The following is a 23981-nucleotide window of genomic DNA, read 5'->3' as shown; positions in this document are numbered from 1 at the left end:
TTGGAGGAATCATGCGTTTTACTGATGTTTTTATAAAACGTCCAGTGCTCGCGGTATCGATCAGCTTTTTGATAGCTCTGCTTGGTTTTCAAGCTATTTTCAAAATGCAAGTTCGTGAATACCCTGAAATGACGAATACCGTTGTTACAGTGAGTACAGGCTATTACGGTGCAAGTGCCGACTTAATCCAAGGTTTTATCACTCAACCTTTGGAACAAGCAGTCGCACAAGCCGACAACATTGATTATATGACTTCTTCTTCGGTATTGGGTAAATCAACGATTACCGTAACGATGAAGCTCAATACCGATCCCAACGCTGCACTTTCAGATGTGTTAGCAAAAACGAACTCGGTACGCTCACAGCTTCCTAAAGAGGCCGAAGATCCGACGGTAACTATGTCTACCGGCTCAACCACCGCGGTGCTGTATATTGGTTTCACTAGTGATGAACTTAGTTCAAGCCAAATTACTGACTATCTTGAGCGTGTATTTAACCCTCAAATATTCACCGTCAACGGCGTCTCTAAGATTGACTTGTATGGTGGCATGAAATACGCCCTTCGCATTTGGCTTGATCCAGCAAAAATGGCAGGACTACAGCTCACTGCGGGCGATGTGATGAACGTGCTGAATGCCAACAACTATCAATCAGCAACAGGACAAGCCACTGGCGAATTCGTGCTGTATAACGGTAGTGCCGATACGCAAGTGTCAAATGTCGATGAGCTGAAAAACCTGGTGGTTAAAACGGGCGACGGCAATGTTATTCGCCTAGGTGATATTGCAAACGTCACGCTAGAAAAAAGCCATGATGTTTACCGCGCAAGTGCAAACGGCCGAGAAGCGGTTGTAGCAGCCATCAACGCAGCACCTAGCGCAAACCCAATCAACATTGCTCAAGATGTGCTGGATCTGTTACCGCAGTTAAAGCGTAATCTACCAAGTAACATCGAAATGAACGTGATGTATGACTCCACGGTGGCGATCAATGAATCGATCCACGAGGTCATAAAAACCATCGCTGAAGCCGCCTTGATCGTACTTGTCGTCATTACTCTATTCCTAGGCTCTTTACGTGCCGTTATCATCCCGATTGTTACCATTCCACTCTCCTTAGTTGGTGTTGCTATGGTAATGCAGGGAATGGGCTTCTCATGGAACTTGATGACACTGCTAGCGATGGTATTGGCTATCGGCCTTGTGGTGGATGATGCAATCGTTGTACTAGAAAACGTTGACCGCCACATTAAGCTGGGTGAATCACCATTTCGTGCCGCGATTATTGGTACTCGTGAAATCGCCGTTCCGGTAATTGCGATGACGCTGACACTGGGCGCCGTTTATGCACCGATAGCGATGATGGGTGGCATAACAGGCTCACTCTTTAAAGAGTTTGCACTCACACTGGCTGGTGCTGTATTTGTTTCAGGTATTGTTGCACTGACACTTTCACCCATGATGTGTTCTAAAATGCTTAAAGCGCACGAAGAGCCCAACAAGTTTGAACAAAAAGTGCATGGATTGCTTGATTCAATGAGTAACCGCTACGCGAAATTACTCGAGAAAGTAATGCAGCGCCGTCCTGTCGTGATTGCCTTTGCGGTGATCGTGTTTGCCAGCCTGCCTATGCTGTTCAAATTCATTCCAAGTGAGCTTGCCCCTTCTGAAGATAAAGGCGTGGTCATGTTAATTGGTACGGGTTCCTCGAATGCGAACTTGGACTATTTACAAAACACCATGAATGACGTGAATACGATTCTGTCTGAACAGCCAGAAGTTCAGTTTGCTCAAGTCTTTACCGGTGTTCCAAGCTCCAACCAAGCGTTTGGTATTGCCTCGATGGTACCTTGGAGTGAACGCCAGGCAAGCCAAGCTGAGGTTGCCACTCGAGTCGGCACCTTAGTGCAAGATATTCCAGGCATGGCCGTAACGGCCTTCCAAATGCCTGAACTTCCCGGAGCAGGCTCTGGATTGCCAATTCAATTTGTCATCACTACACCCAATAGCTTTGAAAGTTTGTTTGCTATTGCCACTGAAGTGCTAACAGAAGTGAAAGCAAGCCCGATGTTTGTGTACTCCGATTTAGACCTCAATTACGATTCTGCGACGATGAAAATTAATATCGACAAAGATAAAGCTGGGGTTTATGGCATCACGATGAAGGATATTGGCACGACATTAGGGACCATGATGGCGGATGGCTATGTCAACCGCATCGATCTCAATGGCCGCTCTTATGAAGTGATCCCGCAGGTTGAACGTAAATATCGCCTCAACCCTGAATCGATGAATCACTACTTTGTGCGTGCCGTTGACGGAAAAATGATCCCATTAGGAAGCCTAATTACCATTGATGTGATTGCAGAGCCGCGCTCACTGCCACACTTTAACCAGCTAAACTCGGCAACCGTCGGAAGTGTACCGGGCCCAGGAGTTGCAATGGGTGATGCGATCACGTGGTTTGAGGATGTTGCCGCGACTAAACTGCCCGCAGGCTACAACCACGATTATATGGGTGAAGCACGTCAATACGTGACTGAGGGAAGCGCACTCTACGCGACCTTTGGTTTGGCACTCGCCATCATCTTCTTGGTACTGGCGATTCAATTTGAGTCGTTAAAAGATCCATTGGTTATCATGGTATCTGTACCTCTCGCCATTTGCGGAGCATTAATTGCATTGGCTTGGGGCGCAGCAACCATGAACATCTACTCGCAAGTAGGGTTGATTACACTGGTTGGTCTTATCACCAAGCACGGTATTCTTATTTGTGAAGTGGCGAAAGAAGAGCAGCTACACCATAACAAGTCTCGCATCGAAGCGGTGATGGAGGCAGCTAAAGTGCGTCTTCGCCCAATTCTAATGACGACAGCAGCGATGATTGCAGGTTTGATCCCGTTGATGTACGCAACGGGTGCAGGTGCAGCTCAGCGCTTTAGTATTGGTATTGTGATTGTGGCAGGTCTTGCGATTGGTACACTATTTACGCTATTCGTACTGCCTGTGATTTACAGCTATCTAGCCGAAAAACATAAGCCACTACCTGTGTTTGTTGAGGATAAAGACCTCGAAAAGCTAGCCAGAGTTGACGAGGCCAAAGCAGCACAACGCCGACTCGCTGAAAATAAATAACACCATATAATTAAGACTGCTTCAAAAAAGGCCACCTCAGTGGCCTTTTTCTTACCTTGAATAACGACATTCTCAGCTCAATTGCTTAGAATGGAAACAAACTGACAGGAGTGTAAGCCGCTATGTTTGACCCTAAAAAACTTGAGCAAATTGCCAAACAAATTCACGATTCAATGCCTCAACCCGTAAAAGATTTGGGTGCCGACGTTGATCAAAAAATCCGCCAAGTGATCCAAGGCCAATTAAATAAATTGGACGTGGTGAGCCGTGAAGAATTTGATGTACAGACTCAAGTATTGATGCGTACTCGCCAAAAGCTCACTGAAATGGAGCAAAAATTGGCCGAGCTAGAAGCGAAAATCACCGCCAAATAATATTGCCCGGTTGAGATAAAAATTTCCCAATAAAAAAAGGCTTGGTCAACGGCGACCAAGCCTTTTGTTTTATATTGTGTTTGCTTTTGTATTTATTCTCTCCAGTCAGTCTGGAGCTTTACGTCATCATTCTCGTCATTCAAAAGGGGCGAACTCTCGGCCCCTTCTTAACCACCGGAAGGTTAATTAGCCTTTAGCCACCGACAGCGATGCGTTTCATATCTGTCATGTAACCACGCAACTCTTCACCGATGTACTCAACCGGATGGTTACGAAGAATTTCGTTCACTTCAATCAAGGTCGCGTTATCAACGAAATTCGAGCTTTCACCAAGGCCTTTACCAATCACATCAGTAGATACTTTTGGCATGAACTTTTCGCGCAGTAACGGTGTTGCGACATTGGCAAACAGGTAATTACCATACTCTGCTGTATCAGAAATAACCACGTTCATTTCATACAAACGCTTACGTGCTACTGTGTTGGCAATCAGTGGCAGCTCATGCAGGGATTCATAGTAAGCTGACTCTTCAACAATACCGGAAGCCGTCATAGCTTCAAATGCCAGCTCAACCCCAGCGCGAACCATGGCAATCATCAAAATACCTTTGTCGAAGTACTCTTGCTCAGTGATCTGTACATCAGACTGTGGGTAGTTTTCAAACGCAGTTTCACCGGTTTCAGCACGCCAGCCCAGCAAATCAGCATCATCGTTGGCCCAGTCAGCCATCATAGTGCTAGAGAAATGACCAGAAATAATGTCATCCATATGTTTGTTGTACAGTGGGCGCATCAAGTCTTTAAGCTCTTCAGACAGCTCAAACGCTTTGATTTTTGCTGGGTTTGATAGGCGATCCATCATGTGAGTGATGCCACCAAATTTCAGCGCTTCGGTTACCGTTTCCCAACCGTATTGCAGCAGTTTACCTGCGTAACCTGGGTCAATACCTTCTGCTACCATCTTCTCATAGCACACAATCGAACCCGCTTGTAGCATGCCGCACAAGATGGTTTGCTCGCCCATAAGGTCCGATTTTACTTCGGCAACGAAAGAGGATTCCAAACAGCCAGCACGATGACCGCCCGTTCCCGCCGCCCAAGCTTTTGCGATATCCCAACCTTCACCTTGAGGGTCATTTTCTGGGTGAACAGCAAGCAAAGTCGGCACGCCGAAACCACGCTTATACTCTTCACGCACTTCGGTTCCCGGGCACTTAGGCGCCACCATCACAACCGTGATGTCTTTACGGATCTGCATCCCTTCTTCAACCACGTTGAAGCCGTGAGAATACCCCAATGCTGCACCTTTTTTCATCAGCGGCATGATGGTTTCGACAACATTGCTGTGCTGTTTATCTGGCGTTAGGTTAATGACCAAGTCTGCTTGAGGGATAAGCGTTTCATAGCTACCCACTTCAAAACCGTTCTCTTTAGCATTTTTATAGGACTGACGCTGTTCGTCGATCGCTGCTTGACGCAATGCATAAGAGACATCAAGGCCAGAGTCTCGTAAATTTAGACCTTGGTTTAAACCTTGTGCACCACAACCGACAATCACTACTTTTTTACCTTTGAGGTACTCGGCTTCGCTTTCAAACTCAGAGCGATCCATAAAGCGGCAACGACCAAGTTGGTCAAGTTGTTGGCGTAGATTTAGGGTATTGAAATAGTTAGCCATGTTAGCGCTCTCCTTTAAAGATTCTTTCCATCAGGTCGGTTTCTAGAACCGAATAAACTGATACTAAAGCAGACATCAAGTTGCTTAAAGTGATATATTCACAATTAGTTATTGCAATTTATGCAACGTGATGTGATTAACTTATGAACATTAAAAACCTGCAGATGTTTATCCATCTGTGTGAGAGTAAAAACTTCAGTAAGACTGCCGCCGCGATGCACATCAGCCCATCCGCGCTCAGCCGGCAGATCCAGAAGCTGGAAGAAGAAACTAGCCAAAGCTTATTTGTGCGTGATAATCGTAGCGTTGAGCTAACGCCAGCAGGCAGTAAACTGGTTCCTGTTGCACTCAAAATCATTACAGAGTGGCAGCAATATAACGTACAAATGAAAAACCAAAACAGCGTATTACAAGGTGAAATTCGTTTGTTTTGCTCCGTCACCGCCAGCTATAGCCACCTGCCTCAGTTACTGTCCGATTTTCGAGTTCGCCATCCGTATATTGAGTTCAAACTCTTGACTGGCGATCCTGCTCAAGCGATTGATAAGATTTTGAATGATGAAGCGGATATTGCCATTTCAGCCATGCCCGAACAGCTACCAGCTCGCGTTGAATTTGAAACGATTGGTGAAATACCCTTATCGGTGATCGCGCCGCTCGGGATCAGTAGCTTTATCGAACAACTGCAAAATGACACACCCGATTGGTCAGTTGTCCCTTTTATTGTTCCTGAAGCGGGAACGGCAAGAGATAGAGCCAATGCATGGTTTAAAAAAATGAAGATCAAACCCAATATTTACGCGCAGAGCTCAGGGCATGAAGCGATTGTCAGCATGGTCGCGCTCGGTTGTGGTATCGGCATTGCGCCGGATGTGGTGATCAACAATAGCCCGGTGAGAGATAAGATCCAGCGCCTTAAATTAGCACCCGTAAAACCATTTCAGCTCGGTGTGTGCTGCAAACGCTCGCAGCTTGATAACCCATTAATCAAAGCATTGTGGGATGTTGCAGCGAATAAATACCTGACGCCATAACTCATCCCTCTTTTCAAAGAAAAAGCCACTGACGAGCAGTGGCTTTATGATTCATGGTAAGGGCGTTAAATTACCCGCGAAAATTGTTGCTGACGAGCACGAACACGCAAGTATTTATCAAAGCACATGCAGATGTTGCGGATCAACAACCGCCCGCGCAAAGTCACGCGGATCTCTTTTTCATCAGCTTCCACTAACTCATCATCAATAAAGGTTTGTAGTAACTCAAGATCTTGCTTGAAGTAGTGATTAAACGTCACGTCAAACTGTGCTTCAATTTGGCTTTTATCCAGTTTGAAATTGCAGATAAGCTGCTTGATCACTTCGCGACGGAGTAAGTCATCACTATCCAGTGCCACCCCTTTCCAGAGTGCATGACGTAACTCATTGACTTGCTCATAGTATTTTTTCAGCTCTTTTTGGTTCTGCGCATACGCATCCCCAATCATTGAAATGGCTGAGACACCAAAGCCAACTAAGTCGCAGTTACCTTGCGTGGTATAACCTTGAAAGTTGCGATGTAAAATGCCTTCACGCTGCGCGACGGCCAACTCATCATTGGGCAGAGCAAAATGGTCCATGCCAATGAACTGATAACCAGCACCCGTTAAGGTCGCGATCGTGTCTTGTAATATGGCCAGTTTTTCTTCCGCCGTAGGTAGCTCTTCATCTTTAATCTTACGCTGCGCAGCGAACAGCTGCGGCATGTGCGCGTAGTTAAATACCGACAATCGACCCGGCTTCATCTCCAACACTTGCGCTAATGTTTTAGCAAAAGAGCCTTTAGTCTGCTTAGGCAAGCCGTATATGAGATCAAGGTTGGTTGAGCGAAAACCCAGTTGTTTAGCTCGTTCCGCCATAGCAAAAATAAAGGTTTCATCTTGCTCGCGGTTCACCAGCTTTTGCACTTCTTTGTTGAAATCTTGTACGCCGATGCTCAAGCGGTTAAATCCTTCGCTGCGCAGGTGATCAAGCATCTCTAACTCAATTTCACGCGGATCAACTTCAATACTGATTTCTGCGTCATTTTCAAAGCGGAACTCACCACGCAAAATGGCCATTAAACGGCTAATTTGCAATTGAGTTAAAAAGGTTGGTGTGCCGCCACCGAAATGCAGTTGTGTGACTCTACGGCCATGCAGCAAAGAGGCTCGTTGGCGAATCTCATGTTCGAGCACATCCAAATAGTCGTCGGCTTTATGCGAATGACGGGTAATCACCTTATTACAACCACAGTAGTAACAAAGTTTATGACAAAACGGGATATGAATATAAAGCGAAAGTGGCCTGTCAGGGTATTGGGCACACGCCATATCATAATCGGCAATAGTAAATGCTTCATGGAATTCAAGTGCTGTAGGATAAGAGGTATAACGCGGGCCTGAATAGTTATACTTATCTAAAACAGCTTGATCCCATACGATCTGTTGGCTGGGTACGACTTGCGAAGACATGCTGTGCTTTCCGTTCGAAACTTTGACGGGCTATTTTGCCACATGACAATGATGGACGTCGGGTGACAAAACGAAATTTGTGTATAAATGTTCTAAACTGCTAACGCGATCACTCACTCGAAAGAGGCAGTCGAGCCATTACATCATTTGAATCGGAATTTGACTATTCAAAGGGGCAATGCGTTTTTGTAGAACTTTTAACTCTTCAACAATCGCATCCATTAAACGGGCCTCCGCCTTTTGGCGCACTAAGTTATGCTTCATTCGCTCTTGTTTGGCGAGTTGGCTGCGCTCTTCGCCACGCGGCATATCCTTCACTATATAATACAATTCGGAAATAGAGGGATACGAACTATCAAAGTCGATTCTCTGTTCGCCTTGAACATAATCCATAATGCAGTAGACACGGATGCTGATCTCGGAGAGATCACATTGGCCTTGAATCCCAGCCATGCAAAGCGTATTTACGCTATCAAAAATATTTGCATTGCGTTTTTCAATGGCCAATGTTTGATGTTGAAGCTGCAAATCCTTTTGCTTTTTCAGTTGCAGCAGAAGGTAACCAGCGTAAGACGCTAAGCCGAGAATAATGATTCCACCAGCAATGGCTAACAAGGTTACATTCATGGCACTTTCTATCCTTTTAAATCATTTAGGTCGAAGCCTTCAAAATCTGATAATAAATCATCATCTGAACGTGATTTTTTGGCACTACCGCCAGTCACGATTGGCTCGAAAACATCTTCTTGCTCTTCAGCATACAGACCAAGTTGCTTCATCAGTGCTTCAATACGATCGAGTTTCTCATCAACGTATTTTTGCAAGCCGGCACCTAGGTTTTCGCCATTATCAATACGATCGAGCAACACGTTCAATTGCGCATCATTTTCCAGCATTTCGAGCTCTTGCTCAGCCGACAAACGACGCTCTTGCTTGGTCATTTTCTTCGCTGGCTCAACCACCAGAGGAATTTTTTTCTTGCTGCCTAAACGTGGATCGCGCGCTTTAGCGGCTTCTCGCTGCTGCTGATCTGAACCATCGGAATGGCGGCTACCCGCTTTCAGACCTTTCTGTTTTTTAACTCGCTTACGCAAACGGCCTTCAACATCTGCCTCACTGCGATTACGCGTGACAATCACGTCGCCTTCACCGGCTGAACCCGGCTTTCTCGATTTTTTACTACGGCTCATTACTGGGGTTTCCTCAGTAAAATTACATCATTACCAATAAATTCAAGTTCAAGCTCATCCCGCTTGGCCAAGTACTGGAAGGTTTCACGACTAAAAAAGATCACATGTGTGAGATCATTTTTGTAGTGCCACCCAGCAAACGCCTCCACGTCTTTGACTAGTTTGGTCATTAACCCAATCCAGCCTCCTGGCTTAACTAAATTTAACCATTGCTGCCAAACTTGGTGCGGCTTATGTAAATGCTCAATCACTTCAGTGGCAGTCATAAAATCATAGGTCGCCTGCAACACCTTTTCATCTGGATGAAAAAAGATATCGTATAACGACATTGTGTGCCCAGCCTCTTCCAACATAATGGATAAGGTTGGCCCCGGCCCACAACCAAAATCTAACCCGTTAGATGCCGGAGAAAGCCTCTCCAACATCGGCGCACAAACGCGTGACAAAAACTGGCGATAACCCCTATCCTGCGGGTTATTTTCATGCAAATCATAAAATGCTTTTTCCGCTTTTTCGTCAAGACGATGTTCAGGGCTAACAAACACAAGTGCACAGTGTTGGCACTGCAGATAAGGGCGAACTTTATCGGCAAAATAAGGAACTATTTGTTCACTAAAACATAATGGGCAAATGTGCATGTAACATCCTCAAACAGGGATGCGCAACATACCAGAAAGTGGCATTAGAGTGGAGAGTCAGCGCGTATTTTTTCACCAGCTAGGCAAAAAAAGATAAAAAAAGCGATAGGTAAGCCGATCATTGAGCAAAAAATTACGTTTTCTTCAGCACAAAAGAAAACGCCCTAGCTCAGTGCTAAGGCGTTTTCAAACAACAGTGCTCGAACGGTGTAGGGTTTAGTGAAGGCCGCCAACGTATTTAGAAAGTATTTCGATGTCAGTGTCGCTGAGCTTTTTCGCGACATCACGCATCATGGCATTCATATCATTATTACGAGCGTCATCGCGGAATTTTTGCAGTTGAGCTTTGATGTAGTCAGCATGCTGACCAGAAATTTTAGGGAAACCTGAAAGCTCAGTACCATTACCACGTGGACCATGACACGCAATACAAGCGGTTAAACCACGCTCTGCATCACCTGCGCTATAAAGTGCTTTTCCTTTCACTGCAACGTCTTCAGGCGTTGAGTTCGCTGAAATAGTTTGTGATGCAAAATACGCTGCAAGATCAGCTATATCTTCGTCGCTAAGAGGCATCGCCATGGCACTCATTACGGGATCGTAACGACCTTGTTTGCCACCGCTTGTCATTCCCAGCTTGAGATCATGCAATTGCTTCTCTATGTATTTCTCATGCTGACCAGCAATTTTAGGATAGATTGTAAGTAGACTATTGCCATCAGCACTGTGACAGGCAACACACGTTTGGGATTTTGCTTTACCAGCTTCAATGCTGCCTTGGGCCCACACTGAGCAGCTGGCTAAAAGACTCAAGATTAGCGCTAATTTCTTCATGACATTCCATTTATAATTATCAAGCTTCCAGTACCACTTTGCAGTTGCTACTCACTCTCAGTGGCGACTCATGGTACAATAGGCGACCTTATGCCGAGCACGGTTATTTTACACAATTTCACAAAAAAGTAATCAATCGACTACACAAAGTCGAGATGGAGTTAACAGTGAGCGTAAAAATTCATTATCAAAACACGCATTTCATTACCAGTGCGCCTGACATTCGTCATCTACCTGATGATGAAGGGATCGAAATTGCGTTTGCAGGACGCTCCAATGCAGGTAAGTCGAGTTCGTTGAATCGCTTAACGAATCAGAAGAGCTTGGCTAAAACCAGTAAAACTCCGGGTCGAACCCAACTGATCAACCTATTTAAAGTCACTGAAGGTTGTCATATTGTGGATTTACCGGGCTATGGTTTTGCTCAAGTTCCTTTGGAACTGAAGAAAAAATGGCAAAAATCATTAGGTGAATACCTACAAAAGCGCAAGAGCTTAAAAGGGCTGGTTGTGCTAATGGACATTCGCCATCCGATGAAAGATCTCGACCAACAATTGATTTCTTGGGCTGTCGATTGCTACATCCCAGTGCTAGTACTACTGACTAAAGCGGACAAGCTAAAAAGTGGCGCACGTAAAGCTCAAGTGTTAAAAATTCGTGAAGAGGCACGCTCTTTTGGCGGCGATGTCACTGTCGATGCTTTTTCATCATTGAAAGGCTTAGGCGTCGATGTGCTGCGTAACAAATTAGATACGTGGTTTGCACCCGCACTCGCACATTTAGCCGAGCAAGAAACAGTGGAAGAGATGGATGAGTGTGACTCAACTCACTTAGAAGAGAATCCAGACCATTCTGCACAGCACTAATTCAGAAGAACACTAAAAATCGTGACTCCAACAGAGCCCTACCTAATCGTGGGGCTTTTTTATAGGCTTTAAATCCAAATGCGAACGGCAAAGAGAAAAATCCCCACCATCCTGGTGGGGCAACGGGAGAGAAGTAGGAGGTAATTTATTATTGTTTTGCTAAGCATTCCTTAATCCCTCCAACTTTTCAATAGGTCAAAGAGTCATCAATTCACTCACCCACAGAACACCCCTCTGGCTCACCCCAATAAAATCAACATAACATAATGAATATTAATAATATTTAAACATATTCTTTGTGTTTGAGGCGAACTTGATTTCTCATTAGAAATAATCAAAGTGTGACTGTTAGCCAGTTACAGAATTGGGTGTTTATAAAAGAAACAAAGTAACTACTCAGCAATAGAATAGTGTGTTTGTATCACCTAAATTCTCGTAAAAAAACAGTGATGAATATTTTCTTTGGCCCAATAAAAAACGCCCCAGTCAAATACTGACTGGGGCGGCTGAATCAGCCTAATCCAATAACGTGAAACAAAAGGTCTGAAAGATAGAACATCTTACCTCTGTACCCTACGAGAGTTAATGTATAACAAATGGTCAGAAATGAAAACTATTTTTGTAGTTTTTTTTCATGAAAATTTTGTTAAACAACACAAAGTTTAAAATCAAGAACACTTGTTTCTAGGCCATAAAAAAGCCGACATTTGTGCGTCGGCTCATATAAATTAGCTAATTCTGCTTAAAAAACAACTAATGCGCCTGATCCCAGTTGTCTCCATGACCAGTATCCGCGACCAATGGCACCGCTAGCGTTGCCGCTGATTCCATCAATTGTTGTACTTTAATTTCAATTTCGGCTAAAGCCGTCTCTTGCACCTCAAACACCAGTTCATCGTGCACTTGCATCAAGAGTTTAACGCGTCCCTGTCCATGCTCCTCAATCCAAGCATCGACTAATAGCATCGCTTTTTTGATGATATCCGCCGCCGTACCTTGCATTGGAGCATTGATCGCAGCACGTTCAGCGGCTTTGCGGCGCATCCCATTACGCGATTTAATTTCAGGCAGATGCAAACGGCGACCAAATAAAGTTTCAACATAGCCAAGTTCACTAGCCGTAGAGCGTGTATCTTCCATGTACTGCATCACGCCAGGATAACGCTCAAAGTATTTATCCATATATTCTTGGGCTTCATAACGAGGAATGCCGAGCTGCTTAGCTAAACCAAAGGCGCTCATCCCGTAAATCAAACCAAAGTTAACCGCTTTCGCACGGCGACGCTGCTCACTGCTGACTTGCTCAATACTCACTCCAAGAATTTCAGCCGCGGTCGCTGCATGGATATCTTTCCCTTGCTGGAATGCTTCAAGCAGCGCTTTATCGCCGGACAAATGCGCCATAATCCGTAGCTCAATTTGCGAGTAATCGATGGCCAGAATTTTCCAGCCATGAGGAGCGATAAAGGCTTGACGGATCCGGCGTCCTTCTTCGTTACGGATCGGAATGTTTTGCAAATTTGGATCGGTTGAAGACAAACGACCAGTGGCGGTTACAGCTTGGTGATACGAGGTATGCACTCGCCCTGTGGTTGGGTTGATCATTTTAGGCAGTTTATCGGTATAGGTTGATTTCAACTTAGCTAAACCACGATGTTCAATGATCACTTTAGGCAGAGGGTAACCGTCGAGTGCCAACTCTTGCAGTACTTCTTCATTGGTGGAAGGTGTACCTGTTGGCGTTTTCTTAATCACCGGTAGCCCCATCTGTTCAAACAAAATGGTTTGCAGCTGTTTTGGTGAGCTTAGGTTGAAAGGTTGACCCGCGATATCAAACGCTTGTTGTTCTAGTTGCTCTAAACGAGCAGCGATTTCATGCGATTGCGCGCCAAGCAACATATCATCAATCATCACGCCTGTACGTTCCATACGTGACAACACGGGAACAAGAGGTACTTCTATCTGTTGGTAGATGCGATTGAGCTTCTCATCTTGCTCAATATGACTCATCAAACGGTGATGAAGTCGCAAAGTCACATCAGCATCTTCCGCAGCGTACGGTGCCGCTTGCTCAAGTTCAATTTGGTTGAAGGTCAGTTGGTTTTTACCTTTGCCCGCCACCTGTTCAAATGAAATACAGCTGTGTTGCAAGAATCGTAGCGCTAAACTGTCCATATCATGTTTGCCACCGACGCTGTTGTACACATAAGATGCGAGCATCGTATCGTGCTTGATGCCTTTCATATTGATACCGTAACGCGCAACAATGCTGGCATCGTATTTTAGGTTCTGCCCCACTTTGGCTTGGCTTTCATCTTCTAAAATGGGTTTAAGTTGGGCGAGTACCCAATCACGGTCCAGTTGCTTTGGTGCGTCAAGATAGTCATGCGCAACAGGAACATACGCTGCAACGCCCTCTTCGGTCGCAAAAGAGAGGCCAACTAAATTCGCTACCATATAATCGAGGCTGTCGGTTTCCGTATCAAACGCAAACACTTCTGCCGCTTTCAGTTTTTCTAACCAAGCATTAAACGTCTCTTCATCTAAAATGGTTTGATATTGGCTGCGATCAATCGTGGCGGCGGTTGTATCCATCTCCTTTGCTTGTGAAGAAGAAGTGTTTACCGCACCCACTTTTTCATCAGCGTCAATCACCCCATTACCACCATCCAGCAATTCTGTTAACCAAGATTTAAACGTGAGCTGACCATAAAGCTTAATCAACTCATCAATATTGGGCTGGGTTTTGCACAAGGTCTCTGGTTTCTCTTCCAAAGCGACATCCAGCTTGATGGTGGCCAATTGGTAAGAGAGAAAAGCGTTTTCACGGTTATCCGCCAGTTTTTGCGCCATGGTTTTAGAGCCGCGAAAACCCAATTGCGCAATTTTATCGAGGTTATCGTAAATTTGCTCTAGGCTGCCAATGCCTTGTAGTAACGCAATCGCTGTTTTCTCACCGACACCCGGTACACCAGGAATGTTATCGACTTTATCGCCCATCAAGGCCAGATAATCGATGATAAGCTCAGGAGGGATACCGAATTTTTCAATCACCCCTTCACGGTCAAGTACCACATTCGTCATGGTATTGATCAAGGTGACATTCTCGTCCACCAGCTGTGCCATGTCTTTATCACCAGTGCTGATCAGCACTGGCATGCCGGCTTGTGATGCTTGAGAGGCTAGCGTACCAATCACGTCATCGGCTTCGACACCTTCAATCGATATCAGCGGTAGCCCCATCGCACGGATAACATTGTGCAACGGCTCAATCTGACAACGTAGATCATCAGGCATTGGTGGACGGTTAGCTTTGTATTGTGGGTACATATCATCGCGGAAGGTTTTTCCTTTCGCGTCAAAAATAACCACCATACGCTCAGCGGAAAACTGGCGCATCATGCTACGGAGCATATTGACCACGCCATAGACAGCATTAGTTGGAATTTCGCCATTACTCATGGTGCCTGGGTAGGCATGAAATGCACGGTAAAGGTAAGAAGAGCCATCAATCAGAATGAACGGGTTGTCAGGTATGCGAGCCATAGTCTTTTGCAATCCAAAGCGAGTACGAAATGTAATGACTAAGGATGCCATGACTGTCTTGAGGATTCCACGCCAATGCACCTTGAGCAACGAAACATTTTGCTGATTTGTCCACCACCGCAAATGACATTCTGTGGATAACTCTGTTTATAGTTTTTATCCACTGGTTATTAAACAGTGATTAACGAGGAAAACAACGACATTAACCTATTGTTTATAAATGAATAAAACAAAGATCGCACATTCCTATCATGATCTTTTTACGATCATTGATTGTGGAAAAGACTATCGATGGCCTTTTATTCACAACAAAAGCATCCTCTTGAAAATGAGCGATAAAAAAAGCGACACCCGAGGATGTCGCCTAGCAAAAACAGGTAAAACTAAGTGAAGTGATTCATTCAGCCTTACGATAAAGCTATAAATTACACTGGAAGCAATGTGAGCAATGTCGTGTCAAAAAGAACTTGCGCAAGTTCGTCGCCAATTTGTCTTGTTACTTTTAACACCTAGCAATTCGTTAATCGTAAACTCGACGTCCTTGTGAACTTCGCCATTCCCTAAGACATAGTTAATAATAATGATTCTCATTTAATTATCAACCCCTAAATGAGAAAAAATCTCATTTATTTTCTAATCATGCTAAAAACACCTACCCATCTATTTCATGAAATCTTTTTTTAATTGATTTTCAAATAGATAGAAAAATTCGCTCCCCTGCCTAAATTCACAACTTAGTTGTCTTGATGTAAATATTGTGCCGTTTTGGCGTTATCTTCTGCCAGCCACTGCGCAACATCTTTAGCAAAATAGGTTAAAATGCCGTCTGCCCCTGCGCGTTTAAAGCACAATAATGACTCCATTACGGTTTCACGTTCTTTAAGCCAACCATTTAAAATGGCTGCTTTATGCATCGCATATTCACCAGACACTTGATACGCAAACGTAGGAACTTGTAATTCAGATTTCACGCGGCGCACCACATCAAGGTATGGCATGCCGGGCTTCACCATCACCATGTCAGCCCCTTCATTGATATCCATCGCCACTTCGTGAATGGCTTCATCGCTGTTGGCCGGATCCATCTGATAGTTTTTCTTGTCTCCCCCTTTCAGGTTCGAAGAGGAACCAACCGCATCGCGGAATGGGCCGTAATAACATGACGCGTATTTCGCAGAGTAAGCCATGATCTGTGTGTGAATAAAACCCGCCTCTTCAAGCGCTTCGCGGATCTTACCAATTCGTCCATCCATCATATCGGAAGGGGCAACCACATCGGCACCGGCTGCAGCGTGAGACAGCGCTTGTTTGATCAACACCTCGGTGGTCTCATCATTCATCACATAGCCACTTTCATCGATGATGCCATCTTGGCCATGGGTCGTGAAAGGATCCAGCGCGACGTCGGTAATGACACCCATTTGTGGTATATGCTCTTTTAATAATTTCACCGCACGTTGCACTAAGCCGTCAGGATTATGCGCTTCAGCAGCACACAAACTTTTAGCATCTTGATTAACCACTGGAAAAAGTGCGATGGCTGGCACGCCGAGATTAGCCAAATACAGCGCTTCTTCGAGCATTAAGTCGATAGAGAGACGCTCAATACCGGGCATAGACTCCACTGGCTCGCGGCGATCTTTACCCATCAAAATAAACATGGGATAAATTAAATCATTAACCGATAACTGATTCTCAGCCATCAAACGGCGGCTAAAATCATGCTTGCGTAAGCGACGCATGCGACGCCCTGGGAACTGACCTTGAATGGATACTGACACTCTCTTCTCCTTGTTTATACGCGGTGTGAGAAAGCATTCTTTCTTCACTACCGCTATCGCTCAAGTGTGGCGAAATCATATCACTCTCGCTTTTTGACGCTAGCGCCAATCGACAAAAATCAGAAAAATGACCTAAGGCTCACACTTCCGTATACTGTTCTCCCATTCTCTGTTTATCGAGATACACCATGATTGACACTCACGCTCACATTTATGCCGCTGAATTTGATCACGATCGAGATGAGGTCGTGCAACGCGCTAAGGCGCAAGGCATTGAGGCTATTTTGTTGCCCAATATCGATCTTGCCTCCATTGAGCCTATGCTTAAAACCGAAGCGGCTTACCCTGAACTTTGCCGATCGATGATGGGGCTGCACCCATGCTATGTGGATGAAAATGTGAAGCAAACGCTAACGGTTATCGAATCTTGGCTAGATAAACACCCCTTTATCGCCATTGGTGAAATTGGCATTGATCTATATTGGGACAAAACCTTTCAGGCCGAACAAGAGATGGCTTTCGTCACTCAACTTAATTGGGCCAAAGAGCGCGATTTGCCTGTTGTCATCCACACCCGTGATTCCATCACTCAAACTCTACAACTGCTGGAAAAAGAGCAAGATGGCTCACTTAGCGGTGTATTCCACTGTTTTGGCGGCACGCTTGAAGAAGCTAAAGCAATTAATGAGCTAGGGTTCCATCTTGGGATTGGTGGTGTATCAACGTTTAAAAATGGCGGCATGGATAAAGTATTACCGCATCTCGATATGAACTTTGTTCTGCTAGAAACAGATTGTCCCTATTTAGCCCCTGTCCCTCACAGAGGTAAGCGCAACGAACCAGCTTACACAACGCTAGTTGCCAAACGCATCGCAGAACTCACCGAACTCTCGTTGGTTGAAGTGAATAACATTACAAACACTAATGCTAACTCACTGTTTAAATTATAATTTATAGAACTATAGATAGAATGATATACACATCAGCGTGATATATATCACAAAAATAGTCATGCAAACACTATAGTATGCGGCAAAATTTTAATACATAAACGTGGCTAATATGTGTGAACATGGTAATCACTTACAACGTCAACATCGAACCTTCTGGCAAAAACTTCTGGGCATCAAGGAAGTCTATCGATGCTCTCAGTGCGGTTATCTTTTGAAGATTAAATAGTCCACTATCTAAATAGTCCACTATCATAGGTACAAAAAAAGCGGCTATTCGCCGCTTTTTTCATGTATTAATGACTTTCATCTTCCTGCTCTTCCTCATCTTTGCGCACATAAAAACGAGCAAAGAAAAGTCCAACCTCAAACAATAAACACATCGGAATGGCGAGCAAGGTTTGCGACACCATATCAGGCGGCGTGAGTAACATACCCACCACAAATGCCCCAACCACGATATAAGGCCTTTTCTCACTCAAGGTTTTCGGCGTCGTCGCCCCCGTCCAACACAGTAAAATGATGGCGACGGGAACCTCAAAGGCGATACCAAAAGCGAAAAAGAGCGCAAGCACAAAATCGAGATAACTGGCAATGTCCGTTGCAAACTCAACACCGCCTAAAGAGATGGCCGTAAAAAAGCCAAACACCAGCGGAAATACCACAAAGTACGCAAACGCCACACCGCAATAGAACAACAATGAGCTTGAAAACATCAATGGCATGACTAAACGGCGTTCATGCTTATACAAACCTGGAGCGACAAAGGCCCAGATTTGATAAAGGATAAAAGGCACCGCGAGAAAAGCGGACGCGATCAAAGTAAGTTTGAGTGGCGTGAAAAAGGGCGAGGCAACATCGGTCGCAATCATCGTCGCCCCTTCAGGCAAACGCTCAACCAATGGTTTGGAGACAAAATCGTAGATGTCGCTAGAGAAATAGACTAAGCCGATAAAAATCACGATCACCGCAGCTATTGAACGCAATAAACGATCGCGTAGTTCTAGCAAGTGACTGATTAAAGGCTGTGTCTGCTCAACGGAAGACATATCGAACCTCGTATAAATAGAGCATAAGAGGAGGAGTTACAGTGGTAACAATAACTCCTCCTACAGAGATGAGTCGGCTTTCTTATCGGCCGTTTCAGGCGACGAAATCGTTGTAGCGGGAATCACTTCAACGCTTTGTTCATCGCGCTCTGTTTTTGTTTCAGAGGGCGATGAGTTCGCATAAGGACGTTGTACATCTTGCGCAGCCTGCTTGAGCTGATCCACAGAAGATTTTAGCTCTGGAGATAAATTTTCCATCCCCATTTGCTCTGCTTTACGCAAGTTTTCTTGCAGCTCTTGAATTTTGAGCTCATGTGCTAATTCATCTTTGACACTGTTCGCCATGTTCTTTGCCGTGCTAACAAATTTTGCCACACTGCGAATAGCATGAGGTAAACGCTCAGGGCCAAGAACGACCAACGCGACAACCGATATTAATACCAGCTCCCAAAAACCGATATCAAACACGTGTTAGGCCTGCTCTTTATCTTTTTTAGTCTCAGCAGTCGCTTCTGTCTTCTGCTGCTCTATATTTTTAGGTTCAAAATCTGCGTCTTTCTTGGCAGGTTCTTCATCACTCATCGCCTTTTTGAACCCCTTAACCGCACCACCGAGATCACTACCGATACCACGCAGTTTCTTGGTTCCAAATAGTAATACAACAATCACGGCAATAATTAGAAGTTGCCAAATACTGATACCACCCATTCTCTACACCTCAGGAATTTCTCAACAAATTGATTTCAAATAAAAGACCGCTTAACGACGGTAAGCACTCCAACTGAGTAGCCAAAATACAACACCTGCAATCGCACTGGTTATTGCAAACGGCTGATAAGCACTGGTCACTAATATCGCCGAGCATACGACCAAAGTGGCGCCAATACCAAATAAAAACTTTCCTGTTGCCTGTTGACGCTTACTGGCTCGATAACCTTGGTACAACTGATCCAACCTTTGGTTCATTGCTTTACCTTGTTTGAGGCTATCGTAAAGCAGCTCTGGCAATTCAGGTAATTTTTCAGCCCAAAGCGGAGCTCGCTCTTTCACTGCGCGGATAAACGCTTGCGGCCCAACTTGGTTCATCATCCATTTTTCTAAAAATGGTTTAGCGGTTTGCCACAAGTCCAATTGAGGATAAAGCTGACGCCCTAACCCTTCGACATACAATAGCGTTTTTTGCAACAAGACCAATTGCGGCTGCACTTCCATATTGAAGCGACGAGCCGTGTTAAACAAGTTTAGCAACACATGACCAAATGAGATTTCGCACAATGGCTTGGCAAAAATTGGCTCACAGACCACGCGAATAGCAAACTCAAATTCATCGATGTTGGTTTCACGTGGAACCCAACCAGAATCAACGTGCAATTGTGCCACTCGGCGGTAATCTCGGTTGAAAAAAGCTAAGAAGTTTTCGGCTAAATAACGTTTATCTTCACTGTTTAAGGTACCGACAATACCACAATCTAAGCCAATCCATTGTGGATTGTCAGGATGCGCGGGATTAACAAAGACATTGCCCGGGTGCATATCGGCATGGAAAAAACTGTCGCGGAACACTTGGGTAAAGAACACGCTCACCCCGCGTTCAGCAAGCAACTTCATATTAGTGCCGTTGGCCGCTAAACCTTCAATATCAGAAACTTGAATGCCATATATTCGCTCAGAAACCATGACAGTTTCATTACTAAAGTCAGGAATTATCTCTGGAATGTATAACTCTTCACTATTTTCAAAGTTACGACGCAGTTGAATGGCGTTGGCTGCTTCTCGGCGTAGGTCGAGTTCAGCAAGGAGAGTTTTTTCGTATTCACGTACCACTTCAACGGGCTTCAGTCGCCTTGCTTCAGGTAATGCTTTGGCAACAATTTTCGCCATGCGATACATGAGTTTGATATCGGCATCAATCACTGGCCGAATATCTGGCCGAATGACCTTGAGTACGATTTCCCGGCCAGATGATTTGAGTTTGGCGGTATGGACTTGAGCAATCGACGCAGAAGCAAGTGGTTCAATATCAAATTCATCAAACCAAGTTTCTAAAGCGCCGCCCAACGCTTTTTCCATCTGAGTTTTAGCAAGTACACCATCAAACGGAGCGACTTTATCTTGCAGTAACGCAAGTTGGTCTGCGATGTGCGATGGAAACAGGTCACGCCGCGTTGACATCATCTGACCAAACTTAATCCACACTGGACCAAGCTCTTGCAAGGCTAAGCGCAAGCGCTCACCTAATGGTTTGTCCGCATGCTGATTTTTAATCCAGAACAATCCTTTGCGCGCTAATATTGGCGCTTTGGTGAGTTGATGTTCTGGCAACAGTTCATCTAGACCATATTCCAATTGTACCTTGATAATTCGGTACAACCGCTTGAGTTCAGTTGGCGTCATGCTTGCTCCAACAAGTGTTGAATTTTGGCTTCGATACGCGCCGCTTGGCTATTGAGATCATCCACTTGGTCACAAAAATAGGCCACCTCGAGCGAGCTGGGCAATAAACGCCACTCTTCCGTTAACACTTGGCTGAGGTGGTTTTGATGCTTGCTTCGTTGTGATTGCAGCGCTTGGCCTATGTCTCTCACACCCTGCACTAAAGCGTGAGCCAGCACATCGCCCGTCAGGCGTGACAACCACTCTTCAACATCCGGCTTGCAATCGGTGATCAACTGGGCAAATTTTTGCGCCAGTTGAATATCGCCCTCCAACACCAACTTATCTTGTTTGATCAGTTGGGTGATGTTCGCTTGCTCACGTAGCTCGGGCAAAATGGAAACATTGAGCGACAGGTAGCAATTCGACTCGCCTTCGTAAGCCGCTAACACATCAATTTGCTGGCTAAAAATGAAGGTCAGCGTTTTATTGAACTCTTTGAGATGCACTTGGATGACTTGCCCTTTCAGGCGTGATAATCGGCGCACCAACTCAGGATCGTCTTGAATTAAGGTGTTGAGTGTGGTCTCAATCGCGGCGGTAACTAAAGGCTCAAACGGCATGCCCAATCCTTAGAATTTGTAACCACGGTGCAGCGCAACAATACCGCCCGTTAAGTTGTAGTAACTCGTTTGCTCAAAACCAACCTGATCCATCATCCCTTTTAAGGTTTCTTGATCGGGATGCATGCGGATAGATTCCGCAAGATAGCGGTAGCTGTCGGCATCATTGGCAATGATTTGGCCCATTTTCGGCAATAGATGGAACGAATACGCATCGTATACTTTGGATAATGGCTCAAGCACTGGCTTGGAGAACTCAAGTACCAACAAACGACCACCCGGTTTTAAAACGCGGAACATCGAGCTCAGCGCTTTATCTTTGTCCGTCACATTACGCAGGCAAAAACTGATGGTGATGCAGTCGAAATAGTTATCAGGGAAAGGCAGTTCTTCGGCATTGGCTTGCACGTAATGTACGTTGCCCACGACACCTTTATCACGCAATTTATCGCGTCCGACATTGAGCATCGAGTTGTTGATATCAGCCAGAATAACATGACCTTTTTCGCCCACAATGCGTGAAAATTTGGCGGTTAGATCGCCCGTACCACCACCAAGATCCAAAATACGTTGGCCCGGGCGAGCGCCACTGCAATCAATGGTAAAACGCTTCCATAAGCGATGAATGCCACCAGACATCAGGTCATTCATCATGTCGTATTTGGCCGCAACCGAGTGAAAAACTTGCGCGACTTTGGCGACTTTTTCTTCTTTCGCTACGGTTTCAAAACCAAAGTGAGTGGTATTTTGTGTCTCTAATGCTGTTTTTGATTGCACGCTGGTATCCGTCATGAAGGTTCCTCTTGGGCAGCACTGTTTTGTTAAAGGCGACTGCGAGCGATCAGTTTACTTTATCCTCAGCGTGATGTCTTTCTACTAAAGGTGCATTTTCCACCGCACTGTCTGCCCATGCCTCATTTTGTGCTTGTTCGACCCATTCACTGTTTATGGAACGTTTTATCTCGACGCCAAGTTGTTTAAAACTTTCGGCTTGACGCAGTGCGTTGCCACGCCCTGTCGCGAGCTTATTCATCGCCCCTTGATAGTTTTGGTTTGCACGGTCTAACGCGCCACCAAGCCCTTCCATGTCCTCCATAAACAAGCGTAATTTATCGTACAATTTGCTGGCCCGCTCAGCGATCAACTTCGCGTTCTGGTTTTGTCGATCATTGCGCCATAAATTATCGATCGTACGCAGCGCAACCAACAAGGTGGTTGGGCTAACCAGCAAAATATTTTGCTCCATCGCCTCTTTTACCAAGCTGGGATCAGCTTGAATCGCCACTTGGAATGCAGGTTCGACGGGAATAAACATCAGCACGTAATCCAGGCTTTGTAGCCCTTTGAGCTGATGATAATCTTTCTGACCGAGTCCTTTTATATGGGCACGCAGCGCAAGTAAATGCTCACTTAATGCGCGAGCACGTTCACTTTCAGTTTGAGCATGGAAATAACGCTCATAAGCCACCAGCGCCATTTTCGAGTCAATCACCACCTGTTTGTCGTGTGGCAAATTGACGATCACATCCGGTTGATAGCGCTTACCCGCCTCGTTTTGCAAACTGACTTGAGTGTGATATTCGTGCCCTTCACGCAGGCCCGATTCGGTCAGCACCCGCGCGAGAACTACTTCACCCCAATTGCCTTGCTGTTTATTGTCACCTTTCAGCGCTTGGGTCAAATTGAGTGCCTCTTGCGCCATCTGTTCATTGAGGCGTTGCAAGTTTTTCAATTCATGAACCAACGTATGGCGCTCTTTCGCTTCATGATTGAAGCTGTCATTGACCTGCTTTTTAAACCCTTCGAGCTGCTCTTTTAGTGGGGAAAGCAGCCCTTCCAAACTTTGACGGTTCTGCTGATCCACTTTCGCGGTTTTGACTTCAAATAACTGATTGGCTAGCTGCTCAAACTGCTGCTTTAGGCGTTCTTCAGCGTGTTCAAGTAACTGTAGTTTTTCTTGGCTCGATTGAATTTGCTGTTCATGCCGCGCTTCTTGCTCACGCAGTTGAGCCTCAAGTTGCGATTTCTGCTCACGCAAAGCGTGCGCATCTTCCATGCTCTGTTGCCGCTCTTGCTTAACCACTTCGAAATAGCGCAACTTTTCCATCGCGGCCATGAATTTCCCGTGCGATTGCTTAAGCTCAAATGCGGCTTTATCTCGTTCTTCATCCAGCTCATCTAGCTCCTGTCGCGCCTGTTGCAGAGCTTGTTTGAGTTCAATTATCTGCTGATGATGATGGGCTTGATGAGTCTCTAACTGCTGTTGTAATAGCTCACTTTTCAAATTGAGCTTCTGCTTAACCCACCAGCCAGCCACTGAGCCGCTCAGCACGGCGCTGCCTAACGTTGAAAGCACTAACGCTTGATTTTCGATAATCCATTGCATGATAACGGGTTAACTCATTCTATCAGTCATGGACAAATGGTATTTCGATACTGGATAAATGTCCAGTTTGT

Annotated in this window: 21 protein-coding genes; 5 read left to right on the top strand and 16 right to left on the bottom strand. The window is 45.2% G+C overall.

What is annotated here, in order from left to right:
* Window positions 1-11: 11 nt before the first annotated feature.
* Both AACQ75_RS04620 and ubiK read left to right on the top strand, forming a co-directional pair.
* Entirely contained in the window at window positions 12-3134 is a 3123-nt protein-coding gene (locus AACQ75_RS04620) for a multidrug efflux RND transporter permease subunit (RefSeq protein ID WP_013855651.1), read from the top strand.
* Between the two features lie 122 nt (window positions 3135-3256).
* Window positions 3257-3508 (top strand): ubiquinone biosynthesis accessory factor UbiK, encoded by a 252-nt coding sequence (gene ubiK / locus AACQ75_RS04615; protein WP_010319855.1) that lies wholly within the window; start codon window positions 3257-3259, stop codon window positions 3506-3508.
* Between the two features lie 193 nt (window positions 3509-3701).
* Here ubiK and ilvC read toward each other — a convergent pair whose 3' ends face one another.
* Window positions 3702-5186: a ketol-acid reductoisomerase gene (gene ilvC, locus AACQ75_RS04610; protein ID WP_013855650.1), complete on the bottom strand. Its 1485-nt coding sequence runs from the start codon at window positions 5184-5186 to the stop codon at window positions 3702-3704.
* Between the two features lie 143 nt (window positions 5187-5329).
* Between ilvC and ilvY the strand changes: the two genes are divergently transcribed.
* Window positions 5330-6220, top strand: coding sequence for an HTH-type transcriptional activator IlvY (gene ilvY, locus AACQ75_RS04605; RefSeq protein ID WP_013855649.1), 891 nt, complete (start codon window positions 5330-5332; stop codon window positions 6218-6220).
* 65 nt (window positions 6221-6285) lie between these two features.
* Here ilvY and hemN read toward each other — a convergent pair whose 3' ends face one another.
* The 5 genes from hemN to AACQ75_RS04580 all read right to left on the bottom strand — a co-directional run bounded on the left by hemN (window position 6286) and on the right by AACQ75_RS04580 (window position 10336).
* Window positions 6286-7674, bottom strand: coding sequence for an oxygen-independent coproporphyrinogen III oxidase (hemN, locus tag AACQ75_RS04600; protein WP_064626070.1), 1389 nt, complete (start codon window positions 7672-7674; stop codon window positions 6286-6288).
* A gap of 138 nt (window positions 7675-7812) precedes the next feature.
* Window positions 7813-8301 (bottom strand): DUF2489 domain-containing protein, encoded by a 489-nt coding sequence (locus tag AACQ75_RS04595; RefSeq protein ID WP_170889616.1) that lies wholly within the window; start codon window positions 8299-8301, stop codon window positions 7813-7815.
* Between the two features lie 8 nt (window positions 8302-8309).
* Entirely contained in the window at window positions 8310-8864 is a 555-nt protein-coding gene (gene yihI / locus AACQ75_RS04590) for a Der GTPase-activating protein YihI (protein ID WP_013855646.1), read from the bottom strand.
* Window positions 8864-9502 carry a class I SAM-dependent methyltransferase gene (locus AACQ75_RS04585; RefSeq protein ID WP_013855645.1) on the bottom strand — a complete coding sequence of 213 codons (639 nt, stop codon included), beginning with the start codon at window positions 9500-9502 and terminating at the stop codon, window positions 8864-8866. The genes yihI and AACQ75_RS04585 overlap by 1 nt, the downstream gene beginning before the upstream one ends.
* 216 nt (window positions 9503-9718) lie before the next feature.
* Window positions 9719-10336: a c-type cytochrome gene (locus AACQ75_RS04580; RefSeq protein ID WP_013855644.1), complete on the bottom strand. Its 618-nt coding sequence runs from the start codon at window positions 10334-10336 to the stop codon at window positions 9719-9721.
* A 167-nt stretch (window positions 10337-10503) separates the two neighbouring features.
* On the opposite strand from AACQ75_RS04580, the gene yihA reads away from it, so the two are divergent.
* Window positions 10504-11202 carry a ribosome biogenesis GTP-binding protein YihA/YsxC gene (gene yihA, locus AACQ75_RS04575; protein WP_019281187.1) on the top strand — a complete coding sequence of 233 codons (699 nt, stop codon included), beginning with the start codon at window positions 10504-10506 and terminating at the stop codon, window positions 11200-11202.
* A 511-nt stretch (window positions 11203-11713) separates the two neighbouring features.
* Here the strand turns inward: yihA and AACQ75_RS18150 are convergent.
* From AACQ75_RS18150 to hemB, 3 genes are all read right to left on the bottom strand, one after another.
* A complete protein-coding gene (locus AACQ75_RS18150; RefSeq protein ID WP_438356636.1) occupies window positions 11714-11761 on the bottom strand; it encodes a hypothetical protein in 48 nt (15 codons plus the stop codon).
* A 194-nt stretch (window positions 11762-11955) separates the two neighbouring features.
* Window positions 11956-14748 carry a DNA polymerase I gene (polA, locus tag AACQ75_RS04570; protein ID WP_170889614.1) on the bottom strand — a complete coding sequence of 931 codons (2793 nt, stop codon included), beginning with the start codon at window positions 14746-14748 and terminating at the stop codon, window positions 11956-11958.
* A gap of 734 nt (window positions 14749-15482) precedes the next feature.
* Window positions 15483-16529, bottom strand: a complete 1047-nt coding sequence (gene hemB, locus AACQ75_RS04565) for a porphobilinogen synthase (protein WP_026028265.1) — start codon at window positions 16527-16529, stop codon at window positions 15483-15485.
* Window positions 16530-16717: 188 nt separating this feature from the next.
* On the opposite strand from hemB, the gene AACQ75_RS04560 reads away from it, so the two are divergent.
* Window positions 16718-17479: a TatD family hydrolase gene (locus AACQ75_RS04560; protein ID WP_170889612.1), complete on the top strand. Its 762-nt coding sequence runs from the start codon at window positions 16718-16720 to the stop codon at window positions 17477-17479.
* A gap of 296 nt (window positions 17480-17775) precedes the next feature.
* Here the strand turns inward: AACQ75_RS04560 and tatC are convergent, their stop codons facing one another.
* Genes tatC through rmuC form a run of 7 tightly spaced genes read right to left on the bottom strand, consistent with a single transcriptional unit; the run spans window position 17776 to window position 23910 of the window.
* Window positions 17776-18528, bottom strand: a complete 753-nt coding sequence (gene tatC / locus AACQ75_RS04555; RefSeq protein ID WP_088721434.1) for a twin-arginine translocase subunit TatC — start codon at window positions 18526-18528, stop codon at window positions 17776-17778.
* Window positions 18529-18588: 60 nt separating this feature from the next.
* Window positions 18589-18996 carry a Sec-independent protein translocase protein TatB gene (tatB, locus tag AACQ75_RS04550; RefSeq protein WP_010319842.1) on the bottom strand — a complete coding sequence of 136 codons (408 nt, stop codon included), beginning with the start codon at window positions 18994-18996 and terminating at the stop codon, window positions 18589-18591.
* 3 nt (window positions 18997-18999) lie between these two features.
* Complete coding sequence (gene tatA / locus AACQ75_RS04545; protein WP_010319841.1) at window positions 19000-19236, bottom strand: Sec-independent protein translocase subunit TatA; 237 nt, start codon at window positions 19234-19236, stop codon at window positions 19000-19002.
* Window positions 19237-19287: 51 nt separating this feature from the next.
* The gene (gene ubiB / locus AACQ75_RS04540) at window positions 19288-20922 is read right to left on the bottom strand and encodes a ubiquinone biosynthesis regulatory protein kinase UbiB (RefSeq protein ID WP_088721435.1); all 1635 of its coding nucleotides are present in this window, start codon (window positions 20920-20922) and stop codon (window positions 19288-19290) included.
* Window positions 20919-21524 carry a ubiquinone biosynthesis accessory factor UbiJ gene (locus AACQ75_RS04535; protein ID WP_026028263.1) on the bottom strand — a complete coding sequence of 202 codons (606 nt, stop codon included), beginning with the start codon at window positions 21522-21524 and terminating at the stop codon, window positions 20919-20921. Before AACQ75_RS04535 ends, ubiB begins: the two co-directional genes overlap by 4 nt.
* A gap of 9 nt (window positions 21525-21533) precedes the next feature.
* A complete protein-coding gene (gene ubiE, locus AACQ75_RS04530; protein ID WP_010319838.1) occupies window positions 21534-22316 on the bottom strand; it encodes a bifunctional demethylmenaquinone methyltransferase/2-methoxy-6-polyprenyl-1,4-benzoquinol methylase UbiE in 783 nt (260 codons plus the stop codon).
* 49 nt (window positions 22317-22365) lie between these two features.
* Window positions 22366-23910, bottom strand: coding sequence for a DNA recombination protein RmuC (rmuC, locus tag AACQ75_RS04525; RefSeq protein ID WP_170889610.1), 1545 nt, complete (start codon window positions 23908-23910; stop codon window positions 22366-22368).
* Window positions 23911-23981 lie beyond the last annotated feature (71 nt).

This window comes from Vibrio sp. B1-2 (genome assembly GCF_963888445.1).
GTDB lineage: Bacteria > Pseudomonadota > Gammaproteobacteria > Enterobacterales > Vibrionaceae > Vibrio > Vibrio anguillarum.
The sequence above is the reverse complement of the archived record's forward strand: the minus strand, read 5'-3'. Positions and strand labels throughout refer to the sequence as shown.